The sequence below is a fragment of the Burkholderia sp. E168m23 genome (genome assembly GCF_016586125.1).
GTDB classification, from domain to species: domain Bacteria; phylum Pseudomonadota; class Gammaproteobacteria; order Burkholderiales; family Burkholderiaceae; genus Burkholderia; species Burkholderia orbicola.
Genome location: NZ_BCPP01001112.1, coordinates 1 through 2,116 on the forward strand (window position 1 = coordinate 1; position 2,116 = coordinate 2,116).

Annotated in this window: 2 pseudogenes; one reads left to right on the forward strand and one right to left on the reverse strand. The window is 67.6% G+C overall.

What is annotated here, in order from left to right:
• Nucleotides 1-1,102, reverse strand: a pseudogene (locus tag JMF90_RS34635) (glycine betaine/L-proline ABC transporter ATP-binding protein); the annotation flags it as partial.
• Between the two features lie 376 nt (nt 1,103-1,478).
• On the opposite strand from JMF90_RS34635, the pseudogene JMF90_RS34640 reads away from it, so the two are divergent.
• A pseudogene (locus tag JMF90_RS34640) lies at nt 1,479-2,116 on the forward strand (DUF2339 domain-containing protein); the annotation flags it as partial.

Here is a 2,116-nt window from a genome sequence, read left to right on the forward strand (position 1 = left end):
TTCGACACGAGCGGCACGGCGCCCGTCTGCATCAGGTCGCCGGCGGTGAGGTAGCGGCTGGTGTCGATGCCGTCGAAGAACGCGCGCACGTAATCGTCGGCCGGGTTCGCGATGATGTCCTGCGGCGTGCCGACCTGCACGAGGCGGCCGCCCTCCATGATCGCGATGCGGTTGCCGATGCGCAGCGCTTCCTCGAGATCATGCGACACGAACATGATCGTGCGGCGCTGCTCCTTCTGCAGTTGCAGCAGCACGTCCTGCATTTCGCGGCGCTTGAGCGGATCGAGCGCGGAGAACGCCTCGTCCATGATCATCAGCGACGGATTCACGGCCAGCGCGCGAGCGAGGCCGACGCGCTGCTGCATGCCGCCCGACAGCTCGGACGGCAGCTTGTGCGAGAACGGCGCGAGGCCGACTTGCTCGAGCACTTCCATCGCACGGCGCTCGCGCTCCTTCTTGCCCATGCCGCCGACTTCGAGCCCGAACGCGGCATTCGACACGACGGTGCGATGCGGCATCAGCGCGAACGACTGGAACACCATGCTCATGTCCTTGCGGCGCAGCGCGGTCAGCGCCGAGCGGCGCGCCGACGCGACGTCGAGCCCGTCGATCAGCACCTTGCCGGCGCTCGGATCGACCAGCCGGTTCACAAGGCGGATCAGCGTGGACTTGCCGGAGCCGGACAGGCCCATCAGCACGAAAATTTCGCCTTCCTGCACATCGAAGGAGACGTTGTGCACGCCGACGACCTGGCCGGTGCGCTTGAGCACATCGTCCTTCGTCGCGCCGGCGGCGAGCATGTCGAGCGCCTGCTGCGGATTGCTTCCAAACACCTTGCACAGACCTTCGACCACAACCTTGGGGGCATCCATCGAAACCTTCTCCTCGTGTAGCGGGGACTCGCGCTTGTCATAGCGTGCCTACATAGTTGCCAGAAAAAACCCCGGCCTGCCGACGAATTACGACAAACGCTTGCGCAAATACGACACGGCCGGCAGCCCCGCCGGGCGGGCCGCGCAGCCGATTGCGGCGGCGCAATACGCGCACCGCCAGCAACGACGGGCATCACCCGGCGGACTTGTGCGCAGCAACGCGCCAAACGGCACATGAGGTTTTGCGCCAGGCCGCCTCCGGCACGCGTCGCTTTACGACAAGTTCACGTCCGTTCCGGCGCCGATCTATTCAGACGAAAGCGCGCGCCGCATTCGCCAATAAAAAGCATGACCGTGCAAAAAACCGGATGGCGACACCGGACGGCGCACGCCGCGATACCGCGTCAAACCCGGGAATCGGCGCACGGACGCTGTGATACATTCGCCGCAAACACGCCGATCGCGACGTTGCCGCGAGCCCTTCACACACAGGCTCAACCGCACGACGCGCACATGCCGGTTCGCCTGCCGGCCGTGCTGAAACCACCTCGATCCGGTGCGATCCGCGATCGAAGGACGATAACGACAGTGAGAGGGAGCAAGGCGTTGAACTGGGCATTCGCCGTAATCGGTTTCATCGTGGGCGGCATCGCCGCGTTGATCGGGGATTTCTCGGCCGGGAGCGGCTCGCTGCTCGGGGCCGCCGTCGGATTCTGCATCGGGCACGCGCTGCGCCAACGCAAGCAGCAAAACCAGCGAGCCGCGGCCGACGCGTTCGCGATCTCCGCGACGCCGCCTCCCACCCCATTACCGCTCGCCGAGCGCGTCGCGCGCCTCGAGGCAACCGTCGACACGCTCACACGCGAACTCGACGCGCTGCGCGCCCAACTGGCAGGCGCGAAGGCCGGCGCGGCAACCTCCGGCGACATCGCGCAAACGGCTTCGGCCGGTGCCTCCGCCGTGCCGCTGCCAGCCCACGTTCCGACCACGCCCACGCCACAACCTGTCGCCGCACGGGCCGACACACCGGCATCCATTTCGACGCCGGCCCCTGCCGCGGCACCGGCAACCGCTGCACGCACCGCCACTGCGTCCGCTCACGCCAATACCACCGCCAGCGCACCCGCCACCTCGACCCGCCCTGCCCCGCCCGCACCACCCGCGCCGCGCGAACCCGGCTTCGTCGAACGCGCATTCGGCGCCGCGCGCGACTGGCTGCTCGGCGGCAACACGGTCGTGCGTGT